Below are 20,538 nucleotides of genomic sequence, written 5' to 3' on the forward strand. Positions count from 1 at the left end.
CCCCCTCCAAATCGGTAGAATGTCATGGGTGTTTTAACCTCCAAGCTGGTCATTTCAGTTCTAGACCGGGCAAGCGGTCCTGCGCGCGCAATTGCGAACTCCATGAAGGGCATGCAGGCCTCTGCTGATCGTAACAGACGAGAGCTAAACCGAATGCAGGGGCAAATGCTCGGTGCGGTCGGGACAGGTTATATTCTGGCCCGCTCCATCGCTGCCCCTGTAAAGTCTGCCATGGAGTTTGAGTCCGCCATGTCGGACGTGAAGAAGGTCGTTGATTTTGATAGCCCTGAGGGCTTCAAGAAGATGCGCAAAGACATCATCGACATGTCAACGCGCATGCCAATGACAGCTTCCCAGATTGCTGACATCGTGGCTGCAGCAGGTCAGGCCGGTATGGCCGGGGATGAGCTAACCCAGTTTGCGGAGATGGCGGCAAAGGTAGGTGTTGCTTTTGATGTAAGTGCCGGCACAGCAGGCGAGAGCCTTGCGAAGATCAAGACTGCTCTAGGGCTGACCGTGAGCGAGACTGGAGAGCTGGCAGATGCAATCAACCACCTGTCAAACACCTCCGCAAGTTCTGCTCCTGATCTGCTCGACTTTATGCGCCGTGTGGGGTCTGTAGGCAAACAATACGGCTTCACCGCTGAGCAAACAGCAGCCATTGGCTCGGCAATGATTGCATCAGGCGCACAAGCCGATGTCGCGGCCACCAGCTTCCGAAATGCAGGTAAGGCGCTAGCACGGGGTGAGGGGTCAACAAAGCGCCAGCACAAAGCCTACAAGCGCTTGGGGCTGGATGCGGTAAAGGTATCCAAGAACCTTCAGAAAGACGCTGTGGGTACGCTTAAAACCGTCATAGGGCAAATTAGAGAACTACCCAAGGAGCTGCAAACCTCGGTCATCTCAGATCTGTTTGGAGATGAAGCACGCGCAATTGCACCTCTGATTGAGAATGCAGAGCTTCTGGATAAAGCTCTTGGGGCAGTGGCTATTCAGGCAAACTTCCTTGGCTCCTCTGAAGCCGAGTTCCAGAAGAGAAGGGAAACAAGCGCGGCCAAACTGCAGGAGTTTCAAAGCAAAGTAGAGGCCGCGTCTATTGCAATTGGTGACAGTCTTTTGCCTGTGATCAATGATTTGGCGGACGCAGTCGGTCCACACATCAAAGCGTTTACAAAATGGGCGGAAGAGAACCCGGAAATGCTGAGGTTTTTCGTTAAATGGGGTACCGCAGCAGTTGGTCTGTTAGTTGCTCTGACTGGCCTCAGGTTCGCAGCAAAGCTACTCAAAACAACACTCATTGATACCGTGCTCGGTGTTGGAAAGATGCTTAAGAGAGCGGGCAAGTTAGCCGGAATCTCAATGGGGCGTAGCCGTAAGACCCGCAGTACCGTTGGCCCCGCAGGCGCAAAACCTTCTTCCGTTAAGAAAACCGGTGTTCCTCAGGTATCCCGCAAAATGCCAGCTGCTGCCAATGATAACGGAGGCGGGAAATCCAACATCAAAGGGATGAAGGCTAGCAAGCTCTTGAAAGGTGCAGCCAGCCTGAATGCTATCGGTCTAGCCCTCAACGAGTTTGAGCACTCAATCAATACATGGGGCATGAGTTGGAAGGATAGAGCCCAGTATGCGCAGAACAGGTTCAAAGATGGAGCCGCTCGCGGTGAGGCAATGAACCAATGGCTTGAAGATCTCATTGGGGTACGCAAAGGGCCGGTTGAGAAAGGCAATGTTCTCGTTGAGGCCCTTAAGCAAGACCTGGCATTGATCGACAGCCAGATTGCAGAGTTGGGCGATAGCCGAAGCGAGAGACAAACCAAACGAGGCTTGCAGACAGACCGCGAGGAAATTGTTGAGCAACTGAAAGCACTCAACGCCGAGCTTGCGCAGACTGCGAATGGAGTTGCTGAAGCTAAAGTAGCAGAGGCACTTCAAACAAAGGCAAACCAAATCCTTGCGGTCCCGATCCCCAAACCTTCTGCGGGTTCTGCCCTGAAGGTTCCGCAGATCTCAGGTGCGCGAGCATTAGGCGGGCAGATTGTGGGTGGCCGTAACTATCTAGTGGGAGAGAATGGTGCCGAACTGGTGACCCCAAGCCAGTCCGGATACGTCCACACCGCTTCAGAGAGTGCAAAGATGCTCGGCGGCAATGGTTCACAATCGCCCTCAGGCGAAACTCATTATCATTTTGGCCCCTTCTATGTAGACGCGGCAAGCAGTGCGTCCGACATGGTCGAAGGGTTTGTTGAACAGGTCGAAGATCGGATGTCCGGCCTTCATGCAGACCGAGAATATGCGGTGCGCTGATGCTTTACATGCTTGGAGCTTTGCAGATGGATACCTTCCCATTCAACGTGGATCAGGTGTCTATCTCAGCAAAGGCTGATTGGGCCAGAAAGCCCGTTATGGGCGGGATGAAGCCCGGTGAGTTTATGGGAGATGGGGGCAAGACCCTTAATCTCTCAGGGCAGCTGCTACCTATCAGGATCGGTGGGCTGGTCGAACTTGAGATTGCCGACAAGATGCGACGGACTGGGGAAGTCTTCCCGGTGCTGCGTGGTGATGGCAAGCCAATGGGGAACTACTTTATCAAGTCCTCAAAACAAACGCACAAAGAGCTGGAAAGAGACGGTGTTCCTTTTGTGATCACCTATCAGATTGGGCTTGAACAGCTGCCGGATGAAACCCCGGTCTCACCTGATCTCATTCCAGATCTGATTTCAGTCTTCGACCTGCTTTAAGGGGCGGCTATGTCCACCACAGTAACCGTTACAGGTGAAGGGATCACCTTGGACCTCCTGCTGGTGCGCGTGCACGGCTGGAAGGGGCAGGATCTCATCACCGAGGCCCTGACCCTTAACCCCGGCATAGCGGGCGAAGGAGCTTTTCTTGCAGCTGGCCGGGAAGTGCTTATTCCAGACCTGCCATCTGAAGTCACAATCACACCAGAGCCGACAATAGACTTGTTTGGATAGCGAATGAACGAATGGACCGTAGATTGGAAAGTCATCTTGAATGGCAATGACATCTCGCAGGATCTTCGCCCCTATCTCATGAACATTTCAGCGACGGATAAGGCCGGGATCAGCTCTGACAGTTGTAGTCTTAGCCTTGATGATCGTGCAGGGCAGATCAAATTGCCGAGTGCTGGCCATCGGCTATCTGTAATCCTTGAAGGCAAGAAGGTCTTCGAAGGGGTGACTGACCAGCCCGTTTCCTCAAGCAACCGCTCTGGAGGACAAAAGCTCTCAATCAAGGCGAAAGGCTTCGATGAACGCTCACCGGTCAAGCAACCGCTTTTCTTCCATAAAGATGAAGCTACGCTTGAAGAATTCCTGCAAGGCGCTGCCAAGAAAGCCGGATTTAACATCAAGGTAGACCCGGCATTCAAAGAAATCTTTCGCGACTACTGGTCGGCAAATGGAGAGAGCTTTCATTCAATCGGCCAGCGCTATGCGAAAGAGCTGAACGGGGCATTCAAGATCAGAGATAAGACGGCTGTTTTACTGCTGTTGGGTGCTGACAACAAGCTTCCGATCATCAAGTGCACCTATCCCGGCAATATCATCACTTGGCGCTTGAAACCCCGTGATCTGCGCAGGGCTTTCACTGGAAGCTCTGTCCGCTATGTGGATCGGGAGAAAGGCAAGGTGGTTGAAATCAAACGCCCCTACAAAGAGGAGGAAATCGAAGACCCTGCGCTAAAAGATCCGGTATTAAATGCCATTCGCTCTACGGTCAAAGATGAAGACCAAGCCAAGGAGCTTTTGAAGGCCCGTGAAGGGCAAGGAAAGCGTGAGAAGGCCTCCGGGTCTATCACTATCAACTTCGCACCGGAGGCTCAGGCAGAAGCTCTGTGCGCCGTTGAAGGGATCAAGCAAGGCATTGACGGCACCTACCGTATTGAGAGCAGAACGCACAAGGCTGCAAGGGGTGGGGGAGCAGCAACCACCCTGAGTGTAAAAGACCCCCAGGACGGAGCAGGGAAACGGGAAGGGGCTAAGCAGAAAGGATAGTCAAGATCTAGCATTTCAGTCCGTTGTACCCTACGATCACTACTCCCACAAAAGGGGGTAAATTGCTTCGGTCTTGGAAGTGACTACTGAGTCACAAAAGTTGCAACGTGTAGTAATATGCCCCGGCCCCTTAAGAGGAACCTGATTTTGGCCATCACTCGGATCTAGGCAAATCCCGGTATCTTTACCACATGTCCCGCACTTCGTTGCTAAGTACCACTTCCCCACTTCTAATGTGGTCTTTGCTAAAGTGTATCCGTCATCCAAAAAGAGACTAGTTTCTTTTTGAAAGCAATGCTCTAGCCCAGCCTCAAAAGATGCTAGGTTTTGTAGTTCACGAGTTACCACTGTTTGGTCAGGATCAATACCCTTCGCTCGTAGTGCATTCCGTCCAGCTAACTGTTCTAAACCAAGTCCAATCGCTGTATTTCCAAATGCAATTCCCTCTATAGGATCGATTAGTGAGGTGTCAAAACCATTGATCGTCAATGCTACCGTCTCATCATGATTTGGATATAGAACTGGGCAAATCTCTACTCCATCGATATTGGCAATCATGATTTGCGCAAAACCGCCAACATCTGAAGTCATCGGATCAGAAACTACTTGATTAAATGCAGACATAGGCCCTTGGTTGATACCAATCGAGTTCGTTGTTCGAAGAGCTTTCTTGAATTTTTCTTTCCCAGAGCCAATTGCAATGCATTGGCCATTGGTGAGCGTGATCTTCGTACTAATCATACGAAAAACGCCTTCTTGGATTGTTGGCGTGATCATACAGACAACTTGGTTACCCTCAACTGGGCAGTATCCGAAAATCAGCGCCGTAAACTGCCCTTTATGTTCTCGAGAGTTGAGATCTTTTGCAACATACTCCCCTGCCTTGGAGTAGATCTCTCCAACTTGAGAAATTGAGGGGAGTGCGCGCTCGTTATCGCTGTACATCGTTTGTGTACAAGTACTTGCGATAAAATGTGTATTTTGAGCCAATATAGTGGAGCCTGCAAAGGCAAAACCACAACTATAAAAGCGGCCGACATGTTTGGCATTAGAAGTAGCGGGCTTCACCGATACAGCAATAACAGCCATTTTGCCGCCTGAATCAATTAGTGTATTTGCTCTACCTGTGTTTGGATTTACGCCGCTAGAAAGTCTGGTATCAGCAACACATTTGACGACACCATTTTCATTCCAAAGAGCAACTAAAGTCATGGTTCGCACCTGGTCCATTGGCAAATATCAAAGCTAATGTGAAAGGAAGTATCCAATCGCTGTTCTGGAATAACTCTTACTCGATATCTTTCTCAATATGTATTTCTAACCGCCGCAATAGGCGGTTTTTTTTATGGAGAACTCAATCATGAAAACCACCAAAACTAGGCTCGCTGGAGCCTCTGCGGCACTCATTGTTGCATTTGTGGGTGCTTGGGAAGGTTTGCGAACCAGTGCCTACGAGGATGTTGTTGGTGTACCTACGATTTGCTACGGCGAAACCAAGGGCGTGAAGCTAGGTGATACAGCAACCAAGGCCGAGTGTGATGCAATGCTTGATGTATCCCTCAAAGAACATGAAGCCGGGATGCGTAAATGCCTGACAGCCCCGGAAAAGATCCCAATCAAAACCTATCTTGCAATGGTTTCGCTGTCTTACAACATCGGATCAGGTGCATTTTGCAAATCGACTGCAAGGCGTAGGTTGAATGCAGGCAATTGGACGGGAGCTTGTCAGGCTGCCACTTGGTTCAATAGGGGTGGTGGTCGGAAGGTACAGGGCCTCGTTAATCGCAGGCAAGATGAATACAAACTTTGCATGCAAGGGGCGAAGGGATGATAGATCTCATCTCCTCGTTTATCAGCACAGGCATTGAAGCCTTGCTGGCTTATGGGGCGCTTGTTGGCGCTGTTGTGGCCTTTGTGGCTAGATTTGAACCTCGCACACCCAACTGGCTTTCTACTCTCGCAACAACGGCTCTGCTTTGCGTCTCGGTTTGGTTCTTCTCCACCCTTCATCATGATAGGCAAGCCGAAGTAGCCCAACTGAAGGCAGATAACAACGCGCTCACACGCGTAGCAACAGCGCACAAGATCATCTCAAAGCAAGCAAGTGAAAAGCTGTTGGATCGCATCCAGCAGATAAGCACGCTTGAAGAAAAGGTAAGGGACTATGAACTGGAGCTGGAGAGGGGCAAGATTACCGCTTGTCCTTCTGATCCCGCTTATCTTAGCAGGATGCGAGCACTTCAATTCCGGAAAGCTCGTTAAAAACTCTGGAGAGCTGTTCAAGCCTCCTGATCCTCCACCCGATCTGACAGTCGAAACGAAAGACCCTGGCATAACCGGCGACCAAGGCCGGGATGCGATCAGGCACAGAGCTGCATTGATAGCCTGCCATGCAAAGGAACAGGGTTGGCAGTCCTTTTATGGAAGCATTCAGGACAACTTGAAAGGTATTGCCAAATGATGCCGAAGACAGAGTTCGGGTCAATCACTGGATTGAGTGTCTATGGGGCTCTGGGGTATGCATCTAGCTACCTTGAGCCGGTACTTCAGTTCGCCTTACTGCTCGCAGTATTAATCGGAGCAATCTTGTTGGCTTATGGCCGCTGGGTTGATGCCCGTAACAAACGGTTGGACACTCGTATCAAGCTGCATCAGCTGAAAGATCTGGAACAAGCAGACGACAAACAAGAATAGAAAATGATAGCCCCAAAAACGGGGCTATCCAGTTCCTTGATCAGATCCAGTCATCTGGCTCTAAGTCATCCAGCGTTGCTCCGAAGAGCGCTAGACGGTCCATTTCGTTCTGAGTGAGCGTCACATGCAGATGGATGAGTTCGCCAACGGTGGTGACTTCGCAACGCTGTGCAATAAAATCTAAAGCCGCGGATAGCATGAGTTTACCTTTTAAATTTCTTCATTATTCCAAAGAGCAGACTTCAAAAACTATTGGCAAAGCATGGTCATCCTGCAAGTAAAATATTTTATGTAAGCTGAAATAGATTGATAATTCTAACTAATTACATAAAGTGATCGATTAACAATATTGTATTAATAAGGATTGTGGGAAGAACAGTAAGTTTCAGTTTAAATAGCTAAATAATTTAAGGTAATAGTGCCGCTGCAGATTCTTGATAATCCATTTAAATTGGGCCTTTGGTTTAGTTTTTCATTAGAGGGATATACTAATAATTGCTGTAGCTGGATTGGCGCACTTAAGGGTTACATATATGCCAATAGTGCACTGCACACCTTGGTGGACCACCTAGGTAGATAAGTTGATTTACTCTTATAGGCACATCAAGGCAGGATGATCTCTACCAAAACATAAGCCCCACTGCGTCTTTATCCGCAGCAGGGCTTATGTCATTAAAGAATTTCGAGTTTAAAACTCAAAGCTAAGCCGAGCATTTACACCATGCTTGCTGTTCTCAGCTGCTAGCTGCCCAGCATAGGAAAGCCCAAACTGTGTCCGCTCGTTTACGGCTAGGTCGAAGCCAGCTTCCAAAATGCCAATGTCTTTGGCAATCGGGCTGCCTTCCACCGTAAAGGCGCTGCCACCACTGGCAAAGCTCTGGGTGAAGTCAACCGTATCAGTTGAGGCATGCTGCCAGCCCACAACACCGCGCGCGGTCAGGTTTGCACCACCAAGAGTAAACTCACTGGCAGCTCTCAGACCCAGTGTTGTAAAGGTCACATCCGTGCTCTGATCACCAGCGGAAAGGGCCGCAGCGCCACCATCTTCAGCAAAGCTGCGGCTGATCAGGTGCACATGAGCCAGACCTGCAAAGGGTTCCAGCGTGGTTGCGCCAAAGTCAAACGCATATCCCAGCTCACCAAAGGCTTGCAGCGTCGCCACATTCTGATCCGCTTCCAGCTTATCGGTAAACGTACCGCCAGAGATGGAGACAGACCGTTCAGTGTCAATCTGATGCCAGGATACCGCAGCGCCAGTGCGCACAGCAAAGCCATTCACCTGTGTGCCTGCGTAGCCGCCAAAGGTGTACGTATCAGCCGTTGCTTCTGAAGCACGGTCATCCGCGTCCATGGAGCTGCGGCTGTAGCCGCCCGTCAGGCCAACACGCAGGTTGCTGAAGGCATCGCCATCAACACCAAACAGAACGCCGCCGGTTGAATGATCAAGAGCCGCCGTATTGCCATCACGTTTTGCTTCGCCCCAGCTGCCATAGCTCATGTTCCAGAGCGCCAATAACCCCAGTTGGGCAGTTTCAGCCCCAGCTGCCTTGCGTGCTTGAGCAGCAGAGGTATGCAAACGGTCATTGACCGCATTGCGAACAAAACGGCTGTTTTCAATCAGCACACCACGCGCTGAAGCACTGATCTCGCCGGAAAGGCTGTCAAATGCCGCCTGCGCTGCTGTCTCATCGCTCACAGTCCCGATCAGAGCGTTATAAACCGCACTGCCAGATCCAAGGCGTTGAACGGCCTCAGCAGAAGCTTTCTGGTTCGTCGTGCGCGCTGCGCTGGCAAAATCAATGTCATTGCGCAGCAAGGTCAGCTCAATATCGTTACTATCAGTACCCGCCTCATAATCCAGCGCGGCATTCAGGAACAACAGGTTGTTCTCAATGGAAGAGAACTCGCCTGTAATCGCATCGGTTCCGTCATTTTCAACAATGATGAACGGCCCCGTCGGATCAAGACTCCAGTCTGCTTTGTCCGCAGGCGTCAGCACCAGATCAAGGACAGTGTCGCTCACATCCACATTGCCATTCACCACCAGCTTGTCCGCAAGCTTGGTGTCGCCTTCTACTTCAATTTCCAGTGTACCTGTGCCGGAGTAATCGCCGTTGATTGTAGTCACCCCGATGGAGTTGCCAGGTGCAATGCGGCCATTGTTGTTGGTCACATTGCCCTTAATAGTTCCGTGTCCGCCCAGCACGCCAGAGCTTTCCACCTTAACATCACTGATCAGCTCAACCCCGCTTTTGCCGAAGGAACTACCAACAATCAAAGCGCCATTCTCAACAGTGGTACCACCGCCAACAGAGTTGGAGGCCCCATCCAGCACCAGTTTGCCTGTACCGGATTTCTCCAGCTCACCAGTTGAGCTGATATCCCCTGTCAAAGCCAGGCTCTTGCTGGAAACATCCAGCTCACCACCGGCAGAGTCCAGATCAAAATTGTCAAAAGACAGATCAGAATTACCAGTTGTCTGGAACGTACCACCGTTCAGTGTAACTTCCCCAGTTCCCAACTGCGCCATGTGCGAAACGGAGAGCAAACCACCGTTAATCAAAGTGCCTCCAGCATAAGAGTTGGTGCCTGTCAGCATAATGTTGCTAACACCGGACTTGATCAGCTGACCGCCACCAGAAATGTTCCCAGCAAAGGTTCCATTCAGTTCCTGATCCAGCTCCAACTCAGCATTCGCAGCAATCTCAACATTCCCCTGAACGTTGTCAGTGGTGCCTTTCAGCCGCCCTGCCTCAACACTAGTTCCACCGGTATAAGTATTGGAGCCGGAAAGAACCAGCGTACCAGCACCGGTCTTGGTCAAATAGGCACTACCGCTAAGGTCACTGGTGACGTCAAGAGTGGCACCTGCATTCACAACATCCAGCGTTGCACCAGTGTTTCGGAGTGCCAGACTTGATGCCGTTTGCGTGCCAGTTGCATGGCTCAGTGAAAGCGTGCCCCCATCAAAAGTCGAGGTACCTGTTCCCAGTTTGGTAATATTATCAACAGAGACGGTTCCACCGACAATATAGTTTCCACCAGTATGAGTGTTGGAGCCGGTTAGTACGATGGTTCCAGTCCCCAGCTTGACCAGAGACCCCTCGCCAGACAGGTCGCCGGAGAGCGTGCCGTCCATGTTTTGATCAAAAATGGCATGTGTGCTTCCAACCATTTTGATATCGCCTTGCAGGGAGTTTGTATTGCCGGTCAAAGAGCCAGCCCCAATAGTTGTTCCACCGCTATAAGAGTTGGTGCCGGTCAAAGTTAGATTATAAGAGCCATATTTTTCGAGCGCACCTTCGCCAGACATGTTGTCTGCATAAGTACCTGCCGCCGACTGAACAAACTCGACACTCGTACTTGCAGCGGTGAGAATATCACCTTGCAGAGTTTTCGCATCTCCCTGAACCTTACCCTCATTTATGACGGTTCCGCCGGTGTAGCTATTATAACCTGACAGGATCAGCGTACCTGAGCCTTCTTTGACCAGCGAACCAGCACCCCACATTATTGCTAAGTAGTGTCCATTTGTATCTTGGTCAAAAACGACACTAGTATTGGCAGCTGTGTTGATATGACTATTCAAACTAGTGATATCGCCTTGCAACGTACCCGCCTCAACCTTCGTCCCCCCATTATAGGAGTTAGCGCCGGAAAGGATGAGTGTTCCGTTCCCCGTCTTGGTCAACCCACCAGTGCCGCTCAAGTTACTGCTTACATCAAGGCTGGCTCCCGAGTTCACAACATCCAGCGTTCCACCATTGCCACCAAGTGCCAGTTGGGAAGCTGTTTCAGTGCCGGTGCTATGGGTAAGCGAGAGAGCGCCGCCATCAAGCGTTGTGACATCGGTTCCTAGCCTGTCAATACTGTCAAGACGAAGAGCACCAGCTTGTATGGTGGTGCCGCCGTAGTAATTGTTGGTCCCGGCTAGGGTGAGAGTACCTACACCGGTTTTGATCAGCGAGCCAGCACCTTCAATATTTCCAGAATGTGTGCCTGAGCTGCTTTGATTGAACTTAAGTTGAGCACCGCTCTCGACAACAACATCGCCTTGTATGCTGTTTGAATGACCTTCCAGGACGCCTTCTGTAATAGTCCAGTTCTGATCGCCAGAGCCAGCCAATGTCCAGGTGGAAGAGCCGGTTTTCTTAAAAGTCTCAAAGCCTCTGTACTGGTTCGTATCCTCAATTGAACTGGCATCAAAGCTGCCGTCAGTCGTGCCCCCCAGCGCAAAGGTATCGTTGAGCCCTCCAGTCGCGTCAACATTACCTTCAACGGTTGAGCCCGCAAGATAGGTGAAGCTGTTTGTGCCACCGGTAAACTCAACAGCATTTGCACGCTGATTATTTGGGTTGAGTCCACCTGATATACTGCCACTGTTTGTGATCGTTAGATCAGCGCCCTTGACCCCAGCTGCGCCAGATCCGCGGTACCCATTGGCGTTGACAACCAAACTGTTTCCGCCGTGAATATTACCACTATTGCTAATAGTGTAGGGGCCGCCAGACAAATCAACAGCAACTCCGCCATCCCCACTATGGGAGTAACTGGTGTTATCGTTTTCACCGCCATCCCCGCCGATGATCGAGCCGTTGTTCGTCAGTGCCAGATTTCCAGAGGTAGCGGTGACGCCAGAACCGCCTTCTCCACCAGATCCATGGTTGAGGCCACCTTCACCGCCATCACCTCCGTGTACGGTTACGCCGGTGTTGATGCTAATGTCACCTGACATAAGAACAGCGTCACCGCCACCGCCACCGCTACCACCGCGACCACCTGTTTCCCCTGTGCCGCCGCCGCCGCCGTCACCCGCATTTATGCCATCTTGCCCCTCACTTCCAACACTTCCAGCTCCAACAAGTCCTCCAAGTCCTCCAGCTCCATTCCCACCGCTACCTGCAGTAGGGCCACTATCGGAGAAGCCACCATTAGATCCTGAAGCATCAGAAGTCAGTGAGCCTCCATTGCCACCATTCTGTGGGCCAGAGTTGCTGCCTCCAGCTCCCCCACCCCCAGCATACATGTCGGTGCTGATTGTTCCCGAAATTGCCACACCATCTGCACCGTCACCTCCGACAAAGGTACCTGTATCAAACATCTGCCCCCCTTTTCCACCAGCATGCGCAGATTGGGACAGCGCGACAAAAACAAGGGCTGTTGTTCCGAGAAGTTTGAGTGAAAAAGAGGACGGCATGAAAATTGCTCTCCAAAATGCATGTGTATGGATTAAAAATAATTGCAAAAACACCTACTGCAATTTTTAATTGATTAAAATAGCTACAGGAAAATTAATTAGAAGATATCCTCTACTTGAGAGGCAGCCCAAATTTGTGACGTAAAGACATGAAGCCAGCAATAGTGCCTTGGTAAACAAAGCAAGCTTTGTAGCACCCTCTTAAGTGAGCGATGTATGTTAGAAGCTCAACGATCAGATTACAGTGACAATCGGCGCTCAATTTCTGTTAGGGATCGGCCTCAAATTCGTTAGAGTTTTCAAAGGCCTATATTTGGCGTTTTTGCCCCTAACATAAGCTCAAACCCACAGAAACCCTTGATTTTGCTAATCCTGCAGGGATCGCCATTTTTCTCTCCCAAATCACTGAGCGAAAACTCAACTCTCTCAAAAACTTGCAGTTTTCTGCATTTTCGCCCCTTACGAGCAAATTTATCTCATCATTTGAGTGGCGCAGCTTTTTATTCCAATGTGACATAACTAAATAAAATCTTCAGTTTTGAAATGCTCAAAATCCCGGCAAAACTGAAGGGATATAAGGTGTTCAATCAGCGGCAGTTTTAATAAATTCCTCTAATAGATCATTGTGCACGCCACATTTTTGCTGTAATTGACGGCAAAACACGCCCTAGGGGAAATCAACGAGTTGAACTGCGTGCAAAAATCATCTGACATCCGTACGAACTGGACGCGTGAAGAGGCTGAGTCTCTTTACAACCTGCCGTTTAATGACCTGCTGTTTAAAGCTCACTGCGTTCATCGCGAGCATTTTGACCCCAATGAGGTCCAGCAAAGCCAGCTCTTAAGCATCAAGACAGGCGGTTGCCCGGAAGATTGTGCTTACTGCAGCCAGTCCGCTCGCAACAACACCGAGCTGTCCGCCTCAAAGCTTCTTGAAGTCCAAATGGTGCTGGAAGAAGCCAAAAAGGCGAAGGAAGGCGGCGCAACCCGGTATTGCATGGGCGCAGCCTGGCGCTCTCCTAAAGATCGCGACATGCGCGCCATTGAAATGATGGTGGAAGGCGTCAAAGAGCTCGGCATGGAAAGCTGCATGACGCTTGGCATGCTGACACCTGAGCAAATTTTGCGCCTCAAAGATGCTGGGTTGGATTATTACAATCACAACATCGACACTTCAGAGCGCTACTACAGCGAGGTTATTACAACCCGCAAGTTCTCTGATCGTATCGACACCCTGAATCTGGTCAAGGAATCCGGTATCAAAGTCTGTTCTGGCGGCATCGTCGGCATGGGCGAAAAAGATATGGACCGCCTCGACATGCTGGTTTCTCTGGCGACACTGGAAGAGCATCCGGACAGCGTGCCGATCAACATGCTTATCCCAATTGAAGGCACGCCGCTTCAGGATGCTGAACCGGTTGATCCGATTGACTTCGTTCGTCTGATTGCCGTTGCACGCATCATGATGCCGAAATCTCATGTTCGCCTGTCAGCAGGCCGGACAGAAATGTCTGATGAGACGCAGGCAATGTGTTTCTTTGCTGGAGCAAACTCCATCTTCAAAGGCGAAACACTGCTCACCACAGACAACCCGGAAGACTCCAAGGACGCAGCTTTGTTCAAACGCCTTGGTATCCGCCCTATGGGGCTGAAAAGCTGTGCGGCTGAGCATGAGCCTGCTGAATAAGCACCAAGGAGCGCTCGAGCGTCTGGCAGAGCGGGGCAGATCCCGTTCATTGCTCAAAGCGCATGGCTGCGATTTTTCGTCCAATGACTATCTGGCGCTGACAACAGCGCCAGAATTGCGTTTAGCGGCAGAAAACGCTCTTGCCCGTGGTGTCAGTCTCGGCGCAGGCGGCTCGCGCCTCTTGCGCGGCAATGATCCTGAGCATGAAGCGCTTGAGCTTGAAGCAGCAAACCTGTTCAACACAGAGCGATCCCTTTTCTTTGGTGGGGGATACAACGCCAACATGGCGCTGTTCTCAACCCTGCCGCAGCAGGGCGACCTTGTCCTGCATGACAGCCTCATCCACGCCAGTGCACATGACGGCATGAAGTTGGGTGCAGCCCAGTCCATGGCCTTTAAGCACAATCAGGTTGAGGATGCGCAAGTACGCATTGCCCAGTGGCGCCAACAAGGCGAAACCGGGCGGATCTGGATCGCTTGCGAAAGCCTTTACAGCATGGACGGAGATCAGGCACCGATCAGGGACCTGATAGAACTCGCTGATACGCACGATGCGTTTTTACTGGTCGATGAAGCCCACGCAACAGGCGTGCTGGGTGAGGGCGGCAAAGGCCTGGCAGCGGAGTTTGAAGGCCGGGAGAACGTTATTTCGCTCCATACTTGTGGCAAAGCTCTTGGAGCCTCCGGCGCACTTGTCTGCGGGCCAGCTGTTCTGATCGACTACCTCATCAACCGCGCGCGCGGGTTCATCTACGCGACCGCGCCATCACCTCTGGTCGCAGCCATCGTGCGCGCTTCGCTAAAACTGGTACAGGATCAACCGGAACGACGGGACCAGCTTGCTGACCTTGTAAAACATGCAAATGCTGAGATGAACCGTCTGTGCGGACAAAAGGGCAGCGGAACGCATATTCTTCCGTTCCTCATTGGCGATGACAAGCGCACCATGTTGATTGCAAAAGCACTGCAGGAACGCGGCTATGACATCCGCGGCATTCGCCCACCAACCGTTCCACGGGGCACATCCCGCCTGCGCATTGCGTTGACCTTGCATGCCAGCAAGTCCGATGTATCCAACATGTTTGAAGTGCTTGCAGAAGAAGTGGGGCTGGTTCGCTCATGACAAAACCAATCGTAGTTACAGGCACCGACACCGGTATTGGCAAAACAATTTTCTCTGCAGCGCTGACGCAAGCTTTAGCTGCCACCTACTGGAAGCCTGTTCAATCTGGACTGGAAGAAGAAACCGACACACAAGCAGTAATACGTCTGACAGGTTGTAAAACACTGCCAGAGACTTACCGTTTGCAGGTTCCCGCATCTCCGCATTTCTCAGCGGAAGCAGAAGATGTCCTGATCGATACGGAGAGCCTGGCATTACCTCAGGTCGATGGACCGCTGGTCGTTGAAGGGGCAGGTGGCGTCATGGTTCCGCTCACGCGTGAGACGCTTTACATCGACCTCTTCAAAAAGTGGCAGGCACCGATTGTGCTGTGCGCCCGCACCGGCCTTGGCACCATCAATCACAGCCTGCTTTCCATTGAAGCACTGCGTACCCGTGGCTGCAATCTGCTCGGCATTGTATTTGTCGGTGAGGAAGTGGCAGATTCAGAACGCACGATCGCAGAGTACGCAGGTGTCAAGAAGCTTGGTCGCTTGCCACTGCTGCAACAAATCACCCCAGAAACAATAAGAACAGCGTTTGCAGAGAATTTCCGTCTGGAAGACTTCTGCCTGCAAAACGGGGAGAACGCATAATGTCAAAGCACTCACCAATCTGGCATCCATTCACCCAGCACGCTGTGCTGACGGAAATGACCAAGATTACGGGCGGTTCTGGCGCATACCTGACAAAGGATGACGGCGACAAACTGCTTGATGCCATTGCTTCCTGGTGGGTCGTAACCCACGGCCACTGCCATCCGCACGTCATCGGCGCAATCAAGGAGCAGGCGGAAAAGCTGGATCAGGTGATCTTTGCAGGTCACACCCATGAGCCTGCAGAGCGACTTGCGCAGCAGCTGCTCAAATGCACGCCTGATGGACTGGATTATGTCTTCTTTTCAGACAGTGGTTCCACCAGTGTGGAAGTGGCGCTCAAGATGGCGCTCGGCTATTGGCATCATCTGGGCGAGAAACGCCAGCGCATTGTCGTTATGGAAAACAGCTATCACGGCGACACCATCGGCACCATGTCCGTTGGCGAGCGTGGCGTTTTCAACCAGCCTTACAATCCGCTGCTGTTTGATGTGGCCAAAGTGCCGTTCCCAACCGCTGGCAATGAGCAGAACACGCTAGATGAGCTGGATAAGCTCTGCGCCCAAGGTGATGTAGCAGCGTTTATCGTAGAACCACTCGTTCTGGGCGCTGGCGGCATGCTCATGTATTCCGCTGAAACACTGCGGGGGCTCCATGAGATCTGCAAGAAGCACAATGTACTGTTCATCGCTGATGAGGTGATGACGGGGTGGGGCCGTACAGGCAAGATGTTTGCCTGTGAGCATGCACAGATCACGCCGAATATCGCGTGCTATTCCAAAGGTTTGACCGGTGGCTCTTTGCCGCTTGCCGTCACCATGTGCTCCTCGGCAATCTATGATGAGCATTATTCCATGGACAGAAGCAAAACCTTCTTCCATTCCAGCTCATATACAGCAAACCCAATCGCCTGCGCCGCTGCGGTCGCCAATCTGGAGATCTGGGAGAATGAGCCGGTCTATGACCGCATAGCAAAGCTCATGCAAATGCAATCCGCTGGCCTTGCGCGTTTCAAAGACGATGATCGTTTCACCAACATCCGTCAGACGGGCACCATCGCGGCCATGGATATCAACGTGAAGGATCACGGATATCTGTCTGATGTCGGCCCGCGCCTCTATGAGTTCTTCAAGTCAAAGAACCTGCTGCTGCGCCCACTGGGCAACACGCTCTATTCCATGCCACCTTACTGCGTCACTCAAGGCGATATTGACCAGATCTACGACGCAATAGCTGAGGCTGCTGATGAACTCCTCTAAGGACCGTGGTGGGCTGATCGGCTTTGGACATTACGCACCAGAACGCCACGTGTTCAATGCGGAGATCGAACAGGATTTGGGACTGGAAGAGGGCTGGATCGAACGCCGCACCGGTATTCGTGAGCGCCGCTACGTCTCCTCTGATCAGGCTCTGACAGATATCGCATTGCCAGCGGCTCAAATGGCGATTGAGGACGCTGGTATCGATCCTGCCAAAATCGGCCTGACACTGCTGGCAACCAGCACGCCAGACCATCTGTTACCGCCGTCAGCGCCTCTGCTGGTGCACAAACTTGGCCTGCCAAACTCCGGCGGCATCGATATGGCAGGAGCCTGCGCAGGGTTCCTTTACGCACTGGCCATGGCCGATGCCTATGCCAAAGCGCAAGGCATCGCTGTCCTCGTCGTCGCAGCCAATATCCTTAGCCGTCGCATCAACCCGGCAGAACGCGCCAGTCGCGTGCTTTTTGCAGATGCTGCCGGCGCTGTCGTGGTTCTGCCTCCGGCACATAAAGAGCAGGGCATCCTTGCTGCCGATCTGGCATCTGATGGCGCTTATTACGACCTCATCAAAATCCCCGGCGGTGGCAGTCGCAATCCGTACAGACCGGATATGGACCCCAATGAATATCTGATGAGCCTGCAAGGCGGGCAGACGGTCTTCGCCAAAGCGGTCAACACGCTCACGGACTCAGCCATGAAGATTCTGGGGCAAGCAGACATCAAACCGTCAGAGGTAGATCACTGGGCACCCCATCAGGCCAACTCCCGGATCATTCAGGCTGTCGGAACCAATCTTGGAATAAACGCCGATAAAACACTGATGACACTGGGGGAGTACGGCAACAGCTCTGCTGCTACTATCCCATTTAGTCTCTCCAAGTGTCGGGAAAATCGAAGCTATAAGGCGGGCGACAAAATCTTATTGTCTGCCATTGGCGCAGGTTTTGTCAGTGGGTCTTTGTTGATCGGCATGTAATAAATGCGCCCACTCGTGGTGGAAAGACGAGCGGGCGCGTGCGCATCAAACCGCAGCTATTTTGATGCGCTGTCCAGATAAGCCAGCAGGTTCTCGATATCTGCTGGCTTCTTCAAACCAGCAAATGCCATACGGTTTTTTGGCAAGAATTTCTTCGGCTTGGCGAGAAACTCGGTCAGAGATTCAGTATCCCACGTCACATCAGCACTTGCCATAACCTTGGAATATTTGAAGCCCTCAACAGCAGCTGCCTGACGGCCAATTACACCATGCAGGCTCGGACCAACTTTGTTCTGCCCTTCCTTCACGCTGTGGCATGCTTTGCACTTCTTAAAAACCTTCTTGCCCGCCTTCACATCACCCGCAAACGCCACTTGAACGGATGCTGGAACCGCAACTGGTTCAGCTGCAGCTTGATTCCCGTCTGTTGTCAGCACAAGGCGAAGAGTAACCGGTACCGTCCGTGTAATCCCGTTCAGCTTGGCAAGTGTTTTCAGCTGATCCACACCTGCATTCACACCCGCTTCCTCAGTTCCCAAAAACACCATGTCATTGGTAGTCGCCAGAACTTTGCTGTCGGAAATACGCGCTACAAAAACCTCTGTCTCTACCGGGATTTCGGTGCCCAGCAAATTGAGGGTGGCTTCCAGATCAACAACAGTGGTTGCACCAACTGCAAGCTGGTTCAGCTCAGCAGTGTCCAGCTGCGCAGTCAGATCAGCAGACCCGATGCTTTGGAACACGATCTGGCGCATACGTTCATTGCGAATATCGATGTTGGTCTCAACAGAACCCAGATCAATTGTCAGTTGCAGCTTGCCATCTTCCGAGACAGAGCCGGAGAGTTTCTCAAAGCTATTCACTTCCCCCACGGAGTTTTTCTTGATGGTGCCGTAAGAAAGGCGTGAGCTGTCGCTGTCCACGCTCCAGGTCTGTGCAAGGGCACTGCCAGACAACAGTAAAAGCATCGCAGAGGTGCGAAAAAGGGTTTTTACCATAGGTATGTCGCCTTCGTGATTTGATGTGATTGACGATTTTTGGTTGCTATCAATTGAGGAACACACGACAGCTGGCTTTTATTCGATGTATTTTGGAAAAAAATATCAGAAACGTTTTCAAAGTGACCTAATCACCATCATGCCCCGGCTCTGGCGCTTTGCACTTTCGCTTGCAGGGCAAAAGGATCTGGCGGACGATTTGGTGCAGGCCACATGTCTGCGGGCATTGGAACGGGAAAGCCAGTTTCAGGCAGGTTCAAACTTTGCCGCCTGGACCATGACCATTTGTCGGTCCATCTGGTTAAACGAGATGCGCAGCCAGCACCTGAGGAAAACCGGCCAGCTCGACACCGCCATTGAATCCAGCCTGATTGATCCGTCTCCATCTCCTGAAACGAATATTTTCGCCGCTGAAGTGTTTAAACAGGTGATGCGACTGCCAGAAGGTCAGCGCTCTGTGGTGGAACTTGTCTTTGTTGAGCAATTCACCTATCGCGAAGCAGCCGCAATTTTAGGTATTCCTATTGGAACGGTCATGAGCCGTTTATCTGCAGCCCGAAAAACGCTTGCACCTTTAAAGCAGGAACAAGCCAACCAGATGAAGAAGGGAGAGCTGGCATGACGTACACCGACGAACACCTACGGTCTTATCTGGCTGGCTCTCTGGACTCAGAAACCGCACAGAAAATCGAAGCGGATCTGGAGAGCGATCCGATCCTGGAACAACGCCTGCTGGCACTTGAAGGCCTGCTCCCCGTCGTCCAGCAAGGCTTTGCAGAGATCCCTGACGCAGATCACCTCAAACAGCTGGAAGACAAGATCTTCGCACAGCCAACCCCTGCAAACGATCATGCAGCCGCTCCAACCTTTGTCCGCACATGGAGCACCCGCGCAGCAACGCTTGTGATTGGCTTGGCCATCGGAACAAGCCTCATGTACTGGACAGATGACGCAACTGACTGGCGGCAGGAGGTTGCAAGCTATCAGGCGCTTTACGTTAAAGAGACAATCGCATCCCTGAACAGGTCCGAGGATGAGCTGAAACAAGAGCTGGCTGAAGCTTCAACCGCTGTAGGCCAGCAGCTGAACCTTTCAGACCTCAATGATCTGGAAGGCTTGAAACTACTGCGAACCCAGGTTCTGGGCCATGAAGGCGCACCCCTCATCCAGATCGTCTTTGCAGACCCCAACGGTGCCCCGGTTGCGTTCTGCATCCTAAAAGACACCAATGCCGCCGGAACCATCATGCAATCCACCAGTCTCAAAGGCATGGCCTCCGCAGACTGGACCGGCAACGGATATCGTTATCTCGTTATTGGAGGCCAGAACCAAAGCCGCATCGACACCGTCGCCGAGCAAATCCACTCCCGCGTTTTGTAGGCAAGGAGAGCCTTGCACAAATCTTTCTGTCAGTATCTGTCAGAGTGAGCGCCGCAGGGGGGATCAGTATGCTAGGTCTTTCGGATTGCTGACTGGGACTTTGCGTTGATGAAAACATACGACGAGATTGAAACGGAGGCTGAAGATAAGCTTGCAAGCCGTGTCTGGTTTCACCTGATGCGGGCCCACCGCTATCTTTACCCACGCTTTGAGCGCAGTTTGCGGACGCATGGCATTGATAACCCGGTCTGGTATGAAATTCTGCTGGAGGTTGAACGTGCCGGAGAGCAGGGGGCAAAGGCCTCTGACTTGCAAGACCATCTGCATATGGCGCAGTTCAGCATGTCGCGGCACATCGCCCGTATGGAAAAGAAGGGGCTGATTGAGCGTCGTCCAGATAAAGAGGACGGACGCGCGCAGCTGATCTTCCTGACACCTCAGGCCGCCCATGCCCACGAGGAAATCTGGCCGCATTATTTCAAAATCATCCAGCAGGAAGTCGGAGAACGTCTCACCAAGAAAGAAGCGTTTGAGCTTTTCAAGCTGCTGACCAAGCTCTACGAATAAAAAGGG

The 20,538-nt window shown here is 51.8% G+C and carries 19 protein-coding genes; 15 read left to right on the top strand and 4 right to left on the bottom strand.

The genetic code is table 11. The features are described from left to right. The first annotated feature begins 24 nt into the window (after positions 1 to 24). From PsAD5_RS10660 to PsAD5_RS10675, 4 genes are read left to right on the top strand one after another with little or no spacing between them, the layout of a single operon-like run. Positions 25 to 2,304, top strand: coding sequence for a phage tail tape measure protein (locus PsAD5_RS10660; protein ID WP_063288688.1), 2,280 nt, complete (start codon positions 25 to 27; stop codon positions 2,302 to 2,304). Continuing rightward, complete coding sequence (locus PsAD5_RS10665) at positions 2,304 to 2,738, top strand: phage tail protein (protein WP_063288689.1); 435 nt, start codon at positions 2,304 to 2,306, stop codon at positions 2,736 to 2,738. Before PsAD5_RS10660 ends, PsAD5_RS10665 begins: the two co-directional genes overlap by 1 nt. 9 nt (positions 2,739 to 2,747) lie before the next feature. Further along, complete coding sequence (locus PsAD5_RS10670) at positions 2,748 to 2,972, top strand: tail protein X (protein ID WP_063288690.1); 225 nt, start codon at positions 2,748 to 2,750, stop codon at positions 2,970 to 2,972. A gap of 3 nt (positions 2,973 to 2,975) precedes the next feature. After that, positions 2,976 to 4,013, top strand: coding sequence for a phage late control D family protein (locus tag PsAD5_RS10675; protein ID WP_063292093.1), 1,038 nt, complete (start codon positions 2,976 to 2,978; stop codon positions 4,011 to 4,013). A gap of 39 nt (positions 4,014 to 4,052) precedes the next feature. Here the strand turns inward: PsAD5_RS10675 and PsAD5_RS10680 are convergent, their stop codons facing one another. Continuing rightward, complete coding sequence (locus tag PsAD5_RS10680) at positions 4,053 to 5,225, bottom strand: hypothetical protein (protein ID WP_153041359.1); 1,173 nt, start codon at positions 5,223 to 5,225, stop codon at positions 4,053 to 4,055. Between the two features lie 148 nt (positions 5,226 to 5,373). On the opposite strand from PsAD5_RS10680, the gene PsAD5_RS10685 reads away from it, so the two are divergent. The 3 genes from PsAD5_RS10685 to PsAD5_RS10695 all read left to right on the top strand — a co-directional run bounded on the left by PsAD5_RS10685 (position 5,374) and on the right by PsAD5_RS10695 (position 6,707). Further along, complete coding sequence (locus PsAD5_RS10685; RefSeq protein ID WP_063292094.1) at positions 5,374 to 5,844, top strand: lysozyme; 471 nt, start codon at positions 5,374 to 5,376, stop codon at positions 5,842 to 5,844. Further along, positions 5,841 to 6,275, top strand: coding sequence for a hypothetical protein (locus tag PsAD5_RS10690; protein ID WP_063288694.1), 435 nt, complete (start codon positions 5,841 to 5,843; stop codon positions 6,273 to 6,275). Before PsAD5_RS10685 ends, PsAD5_RS10690 begins: the two co-directional genes overlap by 4 nt. A 195-nt stretch (positions 6,276 to 6,470) precedes the next feature. After that, positions 6,471 to 6,707 (top strand): hypothetical protein, encoded by a 237-nt coding sequence (locus PsAD5_RS10695; RefSeq protein WP_063288695.1) that lies wholly within the window; start codon positions 6,471 to 6,473, stop codon positions 6,705 to 6,707. Positions 6,708 to 6,747: 40 nt separating this feature from the next. Here the strand turns inward: PsAD5_RS10695 and PsAD5_RS28020 are convergent, their stop codons facing one another. Together PsAD5_RS28020 and PsAD5_RS10700 are read right to left on the bottom strand one after the other, a co-directional pair. Beyond that, entirely contained in the window at positions 6,748 to 6,906 is a 159-nt protein-coding gene (locus PsAD5_RS28020) for a hypothetical protein (RefSeq protein ID WP_156701956.1), read from the bottom strand. A gap of 489 nt (positions 6,907 to 7,395) precedes the next feature. After that, a complete protein-coding gene (locus tag PsAD5_RS10700) occupies positions 7,396 to 11,904 on the bottom strand; it encodes an autotransporter domain-containing protein (RefSeq protein ID WP_063292095.1) in 4,509 nt (1,502 codons plus the stop codon). Positions 11,905 to 12,598: 694 nt separating this feature from the next. On the opposite strand from PsAD5_RS10700, the gene bioB reads away from it, so the two are divergent. The 5 genes from bioB to PsAD5_RS10725 are packed head-to-tail and all read left to right on the top strand — an operon-like array spanning position 12,599 to position 17,587. Beyond that, positions 12,599 to 13,591: a biotin synthase BioB gene (gene bioB, locus PsAD5_RS10705; protein ID WP_057465384.1), complete on the top strand. Its 993-nt coding sequence runs from the start codon at positions 12,599 to 12,601 to the stop codon at positions 13,589 to 13,591. Further along, the gene (locus PsAD5_RS10710) at positions 13,575 to 14,714 is read left to right on the top strand and encodes an 8-amino-7-oxononanoate synthase (RefSeq protein ID WP_063292096.1); all 1,140 of its coding nucleotides are present in this window, start codon (positions 13,575 to 13,577) and stop codon (positions 14,712 to 14,714) included. Before bioB ends, PsAD5_RS10710 begins: the two co-directional genes overlap by 17 nt. Then, positions 14,711 to 15,349, top strand: a complete 639-nt coding sequence (bioD, locus tag PsAD5_RS10715; RefSeq protein WP_063288698.1) for a dethiobiotin synthase — start codon at positions 14,711 to 14,713, stop codon at positions 15,347 to 15,349. The genes PsAD5_RS10710 and bioD overlap by 4 nt, the downstream gene beginning before the upstream one ends. Then, positions 15,349 to 16,608 carry an adenosylmethionine--8-amino-7-oxononanoate transaminase gene (locus PsAD5_RS10720; protein WP_063288699.1) on the top strand — a complete coding sequence of 420 codons (1,260 nt, stop codon included), beginning with the start codon at positions 15,349 to 15,351 and terminating at the stop codon, positions 16,606 to 16,608. The genes bioD and PsAD5_RS10720 overlap by 1 nt, the downstream gene beginning before the upstream one ends. Next, complete coding sequence (locus PsAD5_RS10725; RefSeq protein WP_063288700.1) at positions 16,595 to 17,587, top strand: beta-ketoacyl-ACP synthase III; 993 nt, start codon at positions 16,595 to 16,597, stop codon at positions 17,585 to 17,587. The genes PsAD5_RS10720 and PsAD5_RS10725 overlap by 14 nt, the downstream gene beginning before the upstream one ends. Before the next feature lie 56 nt (positions 17,588 to 17,643). On the opposite strand, the gene PsAD5_RS28470 is transcribed toward PsAD5_RS10725, so the two are convergent. Next, a complete protein-coding gene (locus PsAD5_RS28470) occupies positions 17,644 to 18,585 on the bottom strand; it encodes a c-type cytochrome (protein WP_063292097.1) in 942 nt (313 codons plus the stop codon). A 25-nt stretch (positions 18,586 to 18,610) separates the two neighbouring features. Between PsAD5_RS28470 and PsAD5_RS10735 the strand changes: the two genes are divergently transcribed. The 3 genes from PsAD5_RS10735 to PsAD5_RS10745 all read left to right on the top strand — a co-directional run bounded on the left by PsAD5_RS10735 (position 18,611) and on the right by PsAD5_RS10745 (position 20,532). Further along, complete coding sequence (locus PsAD5_RS10735) at positions 18,611 to 19,207, top strand: RNA polymerase sigma factor (protein ID WP_244272076.1); 597 nt, start codon at positions 18,611 to 18,613, stop codon at positions 19,205 to 19,207. After that, positions 19,204 to 19,965 (top strand): hypothetical protein, encoded by a 762-nt coding sequence (locus PsAD5_RS10740; RefSeq protein WP_063292099.1) that lies wholly within the window; start codon positions 19,204 to 19,206, stop codon positions 19,963 to 19,965. The genes PsAD5_RS10735 and PsAD5_RS10740 overlap by 4 nt, the downstream gene beginning before the upstream one ends. Positions 19,966 to 20,073: 108 nt before the next feature. Continuing rightward, positions 20,074 to 20,532: a MarR family winged helix-turn-helix transcriptional regulator gene (locus PsAD5_RS10745; RefSeq protein ID WP_063292100.1), complete on the top strand. Its 459-nt coding sequence runs from the start codon at positions 20,074 to 20,076 to the stop codon at positions 20,530 to 20,532. The last annotated feature ends 6 nt before the right edge of the window (positions 20,533 to 20,538 follow it).

It is taken from the genome of Pseudovibrio sp. Ad5, from assembly GCF_001623095.1.
Lineage (GTDB): Bacteria > Pseudomonadota > Alphaproteobacteria > Rhizobiales > Stappiaceae > Pseudovibrio.